Genomic DNA, 5,884 nt, shown 5'->3' on the forward strand with positions numbered 1-5,884 from the left:
GCTCGAGCGCCGCAAACGCGCCGAGACCGCGCTGATCACCGTCGTCGCCGACTGCTACCTCGCCGGAGTCTCGACGAGGCGGATGGACAAACTCGTGAAGACCCTCGGGATCCATTCCCTCTCGAAATCGCAGGTCTCGCGGATGGCCGCCGAGCTCGACGAGCACGTCGAGCAGTTCCGCCACCGGCCCTTGGGCGACGCGGGCCCGTTCACGTTCGTTGCCGCGGACGCGCTGACGATGAAGGTCCGTGAAGGCGGGCGCGTGATCAACGCCGTGGTGCTCGTCGCGACCGGCGTCAACGCCGACGGCCGCCGTGAAGTCCTCGGCCTGCGGGTCGCGACCAGCGAGACGGGAGCGGCCTGGAGCTCGTTCTTCGCCGACCTCGTCGCCCGCGGGCTCTCCGGAGTTCGTCTGGTCACCTCCGACGCTCATCACGGCCTCGTCGAAGCGATCGCGGCGAACCTGCCTGGCGCGGTCTGGCAGCGATGCCGCACCCACTACGCGGCGAACCTGATGTCCGTGACGCCGAAGGCCATGTGGCCGGCGGTCAAAGCGATGCTGCACTCCGTCTACGACCAGCCCGACGCTGCCGCGGTGAACGCCCAGTTCGACCGGCTCCTGGACTACGTTGACGGCAAGCTCCCCGACGCGCACGAGCACCTCGACACGGCGAGAGCGGACATCCTCGCCTTCACAGGGTTCCCCGAGGGCCTCTGGCAGCAGATCTGGTCCAACAACCCCAACGAGAGACTCAACCGCGAGATCCGCCGCCGCACCGACAGCGTCGGCATCTTCCCGAACAGGGACGCGATCATCCGCCTCGTCGGCGCGGTCCTCGCCGAGCAGACTGACGAGTGGGCCGAGGGTCGCCGCTACCTCGGCCTCGATATCCTCGCCAAGTCCCGTCTCACCCTCATCCCCGACACCGGAACCGAGGAGGTGAGCGATCCCGTGCTCGAGCTCACCGCCTAACCAACACCCGAAGGATCACCAACGGCTACACCACGTCCTGGGGCTTGACCCTTCTCGAGCGTGGCTGGGCGCTTATTGTTCGCGTTCTGGCGCATGCTGAACGCGGTCTCAACGGCCATCTTCCCGCGTGCCACGATCCGCTCAGCAACCTGATGGAGATGTGGGGTCGTGCAGCCGTGCATGACCGTGACCACCGCGGCTTCAAGAGCCCAGACCTGCTCCGCAAGGCTGAATCGAGGGCTCAGCAGATAGCTCGCGAAGGACAGGTCAGTGAGGATCGCCGTCAAACGGACGATCTCGGGGTAGGCCACGAGGAAGACGCTGTCCGCATCGAGCGAGTCGATCCCGATCGTTGCCATTCGATCGGCGATTCTCCCTTCGGGGCGCTCGTCGATCGACCAATACCGAATGAGAGAAGCGGCCAGTTGGAGCTCGCCGGTAGTGAGTCCGATGCCGCGCTTCCATAGGGTGCCAGACAGGCAACGCTCAGCGTGGGCGTATTCCTGGAACGGGGTGAGGTCGATGTCGGCCCCGTCAATATGCCAGCGCTGGTGGCGGTTGCAGACTCCGCCTCCCCTGCTGCGCACCGACGTCTGCTCACCTCTCGCGCATCGACGACATGCAGTTCGCGCCCTTTGGCTGTACCCGCAACGTCTGCAGAGCGCGGATTGCCAGGCGTAGTGCTGGCAACGGACATACATCGCGTTCCTGCGTGCATCGTCCGCGAAGTGCCCGGGTTTGAGACCGCCGAGCCGCTCCGCCCACTCCGCAGCGCGCTCGAGGTTGGGATGCGAGGGCGACATTCCAGCGAGGTCCGTGACGTGCAGCCGAAGATCGCGGGGAGTGAGAGCGTTCGCGGTGGCGAGCCTGCCGAGGAATCCGCTGATGGTCTCGGCGGGGAGGGGCTGCACGGTCCGCGGCAGCGGGCGCACGTTCGCCGCTGGCGTCTGCCTCTTCATGTCGCCGCGGGCACCTGGTCGGGGGCGCCAACCGGGACGGTGCCGAAGACGGTGTCCAAGTCGAGGCGTTCGGTGCCGTTGTCGATGGCCTCCATCGCGAGCATGTGCACCATCCCCGTCAGGTCTCCGATCACACCACCGGCCGCGGCGTGGAGGTGACTCGCGTGGCGCAGAATCCCCTCGGGATGCTGGTCGATGAGTCCGAGGGAGTTCTCGACCGCGACGAGCAGATCTGCCCATCCCGCTTTGCCCCTCCCGGTGTTCTCGAACTTGTGCAGGTTCAAGATGTCGAATCGGCTGCTGATCTGCCTTCCACGGGTACCGTCGAGCAGCCCACTGGCTTCAACGTCGACTCCGGCGTAGACGAACGTGCCGGGGCACTTCTCGGACAGCTGCTTGAGCGTGTCGGAGGCCTCGCCCATCTGCTTGTACTTCTGGTTGATGTTGTGGATCTCATCGACGATGATCAGCTCGGTTCCGCAGGCTGCGATCACGCTGGCGACGGTGTTCATCAGCTCTCCCGTGTTGTAGTGCGCGCGCACCGGGAGACCGAGGAAGTGGGCGAACTCTCCGAGCATCAGTTTCGGGGTGCACGAGGGCGGCACCGACACGTAGATCACTGGGATCGAGTTGCCACCGCTGGCCCGTCCGATGTCGCGTCGGCGACGCTCGAACCGTCGAGCAATGTGCGAGACGGTGGTGGTCTTGCCGATGTTTGGCTCCCCCGACACGATCACGCCGAGCTTGCCGTGGGACTTGTATTGGTTGAGCATCAGCCGTCTCAGGATCTCCGTCTCGATCGCCGCGAACTGAGCTGTGTTCACCACCGGGCCGCGGATCATGAACTGCTTACGCGCTTCGCGATTCATCGCACGGTCGGCCGGCGACATCGCATCCAGCTCGGCGCGGGTGGTCGGGAGCGGCTTGTCCAACGTCTCGCTGACGAACGCTGACCAACCCTCCCGCGTACTGATGGCCTGCGTCATGTCAGCCGCTCCCACACTCCGTCGTCATCGGTGAGCAGCGAGAAGCCGCCGCCGTGTTCCCAAATGACCTCGTCACCGATCGCCTCGTTCACGGGTTCTTCGCGGGCTGTCGTCTGCGCGTTGCTCGTGTAGTGCATCGGGTCACGATCGACCTCTGCAGCCCGGACCTTGCGGTTGTGTTTCTTCCCCGGCCGCACCCACTGGGCGCGCTTCATCCGATCCGCCAACTGCGAGGCATCCTCCCGGACCGCACGATCGGCATCGACATCGACGGCGCGGGACTCCCGCCAGATATCGCCGCCCATCGGTTCGTCGAGCAGATCAGCGGCGGCGCGGAACGGCACGAACTCACCCTCGTGTTCGATCCAGATGTAGAGCGGATTGTGGGGGTCGTACCGGATGCGGCACGGGCGGGTCGCCCCTTCACCGTGTGCGCCGGCAGCCCTCAGCTCGGGGAGCCGCTTGGACCGGTAGACGCGGCGTTTGAAGTTGACGCCATAGTCCTGCAGCGTGCACGTCTTGGCGGGGAGAAGACCGATGAAGTCGTCGGCGCCGAAGGGCACATGGATCTCGGGGGCGACCCGCCGGTAGGCGCGGAACATCTCGTTCGGAGTCAAGTGTCGACCGGGCAGGAGCGGGTCGGCGAGCCCATCGTGCGTGCGGTTCTGCCACTCGATCGCAACCCAGTCCTCGAGCAACTCCTGCAGTTGAGCCAGTGCGAGCACATCGCCCGTCGGCTCCTCACGCCCGCGGCGATCCACGCTGCCACCGGTGAACCCCTCGAGGTACTGCACGAAACGAGTCACCATCGACTCGAACGTACGCTCCACGTGCGGCTTGTCTGTCGGAGTCTCCTTCGCGGCGAAGATCAATGAGATGCCCAACCTCGCGCAGCCTTCGCGGAACGCCCGGGAGCGGAAGATCTTTCCGTTGTCAGTCGTGATCGTCTCGGGGAAGATGTAGGGCTGTGCGAGGCGGTGCTCATCGAGACGCTCCTGCGTGATCATGAACTGCCCCGCCCACGTCGCCGCCATCCGCTCCCGATGCTCGCGCGCCCCCGGAGGACGCATGTCGTACGGCGTCAGCGCGCGAGCCAAGACCCCCGCAAGGTCGGCGCTGTTGGTCGCGATCGCGCGGACCATCGCTGCGAGGATCGACCGAGTCGCCACATCATGAATGATCGTGAGCTCCGCGCGGTTCAGGCGCCCGTCCAGCAGCCGGGACGGCACATCGATGATCGTGGAGTCGATCTGAACGTGCTCGCCCGGTCGGAGGGAACCGTGAAGACCAAATGCCCTGCCGGGCTTGTTCGCCGCGGTCTCTCTTCCTCGCGCCGACGCGTTCAGTTTTCGGGCCGTCGGGTGCGTCGCGATCAACCGATACAAGGTCCGGTCGCTGGGTAACTCGACACCCTCCCCGAAGTCTTCCTCGATCATCCATTTCACATTGTCGACCGTGCGGGTCCGTGTCCCCGAGGACCGCTTCACCCCCGCCGCGCCGAGATCGCTCAGCGCACCCGCGATGCGCGCATCGATCACCGGCTTCCGTCCGTTGAATCGGCGTTTGTCCATCAGCCCCACGACGCCTTCGGCGAGATACCGCTGGAACTTGCGGCGAATCGTCTCCGTCGACGCCTCGATATGTGGCCGCAACGCCGCACGCACGTCCGCCAGCAATGGGGTCAAGTCACTGCCCGCATCGACAGCGCGCTTCACGACTTCGAGCTGCTCAACCCACAGTTCCACGGCCTGCCGCTCGGTCTCGGGCAACCCAGCGATCAGCTGCAAGTCCGTCGGCTCGGTGGACGGCGGCCGCACGTCACGCCAAACGATATCCGGCATGCGAAGCAGTTCTTCGATGACAACCTCGCGGACGAACTCCTCCGTAAGAGAGCGTAGGAGCGCATGGCGGTAGTCGACAGCGATGACGACGAACTCGTGATCGTCCCACATCAGCTGTGTTCCGATCCCGGCGCGCATGACCTATACCGCCTCCGCCATCGCGCTCAACGAGAGCGGAGAATCCTCGTCCACCTCGAGCAGTCCCCACCACAGCGCCGAGTAGATCGCGCCCAACGGTTCCGCGCATACGCCGTCAAGCAGGGCGGCCCACCCCCTTAGCGTCCGACATTCCCCGGTGCGGTCCCGCAAGCGGGTGTTCGCCGGCGCTGAGATCCAGCGGTCGAAGCGATATCCCGAGAGAAAGCGAAGGTTCCGGTGCTCGCTTATGGAGATGTCGCTGACGACGACGTAGTCCCACCCGAGCTGCTCACTCAACTCGGCTGTGCGAGCGAACACCTCAGCGTCGTCTTCATCGATCTGCCGAGCGGGCTTGACGTCGACGATCGCAGCTCCGCCACCGCGGTAGCGGACGAAGAAGTCGGGTGCGTGCTTTCCGGGACCTCCCGACCAGTGGATCCACATCGGCTGAGCAGCCAGGCCGACCACTCGGCGATCACGATCGAGCCGCATCAGAGCCGCACGCTCATACAACGACTCGAACCAGACGTGCGAGCTCGTGGTCGCCGCCCAGTAGTAGCCCTCATAGTTGCGCTTGTGCTTCCACGACGACGGCGTTCGCACGACGTCCACCGACTCGAACGGAACGTCCACCGCATCCAGCACATCGCGGCGGTCATGCTTCCCGCCGATGACCCACTCGACCTCCGCACGTATCGACACCGCCCGCACCGCCTGCTGAGATCCGCTCACGCTCGCTCCCCTCACTCACAGAATGTTCAGTTGAGGATCCGAACCCGACGGCGCCAGAGTACGACTCGTAGCACGCCAGCCCGAACGGTAGCTGCCGCGTGTCGCGAGACCCGCCCACAGAATCAATGGCACGGACGACAGGATCAACCGCACATATACAAGATCAATGGCACGGACGACAGAATCACTGTCATCGGACAGATCCCCTCGGGAATCAGCTCGGCTGCGACCTTGTCGCCGTCAGGGTAGAGCGAC

Annotated in this window: 5 protein-coding genes; 1 reads left to right on the plus strand and 4 read right to left on the minus strand. The window is 65.2% G+C overall.

Going from position 1 to position 5,884, the window contains the following annotated elements:
• Window positions 1-973 (plus strand): IS256 family transposase (locus ACTIAO_RS16830; protein ID WP_441907256.1); only part of this gene is annotated, 973 nt, incomplete at its 5' end.
• Here ACTIAO_RS16830 and ACTIAO_RS16835 read toward each other — a convergent pair.
• The 4 genes from ACTIAO_RS16835 to ACTIAO_RS16850 are packed head-to-tail and all read right to left on the minus strand — an operon-like array spanning window position 970 to window position 5,629.
• On the minus strand, window positions 970-1,932 hold the full coding sequence (locus ACTIAO_RS16835; protein ID WP_441907257.1) for a hypothetical protein: 963 nt from the start codon (window positions 1,930-1,932) through the stop codon (window positions 970-972). The genes ACTIAO_RS16830 and ACTIAO_RS16835 overlap by 4 nt on opposite strands.
• Window positions 1,929-2,918, minus strand: a complete 990-nt coding sequence (locus ACTIAO_RS16840) for a TniB family NTP-binding protein (protein WP_441840490.1) — start codon at window positions 2,916-2,918, stop codon at window positions 1,929-1,931. The genes ACTIAO_RS16835 and ACTIAO_RS16840 overlap by 4 nt, the downstream gene beginning before the upstream one ends.
• Window positions 2,915-4,897 carry a Mu transposase C-terminal domain-containing protein gene (locus ACTIAO_RS16845; RefSeq protein ID WP_441907258.1) on the minus strand — a complete coding sequence of 661 codons (1,983 nt, stop codon included), beginning with the start codon at window positions 4,895-4,897 and terminating at the stop codon, window positions 2,915-2,917. The genes ACTIAO_RS16840 and ACTIAO_RS16845 overlap by 4 nt, the downstream gene beginning before the upstream one ends.
• A gap of 3 nt (window positions 4,898-4,900) precedes the next feature.
• Window positions 4,901-5,629 (minus strand): TnsA-like heteromeric transposase endonuclease subunit, encoded by a 729-nt coding sequence (locus ACTIAO_RS16850; protein WP_441840487.1) that lies wholly within the window; start codon window positions 5,627-5,629, stop codon window positions 4,901-4,903.
• Window positions 5,630-5,884: the final 255 nt, after the last annotated feature.

The organism is Microbacterium sp., from assembly GCF_052099035.1.
Classification (GTDB): Bacteria; Actinomycetota; Actinomycetes; order Actinomycetales; family Microbacteriaceae; genus Microbacterium.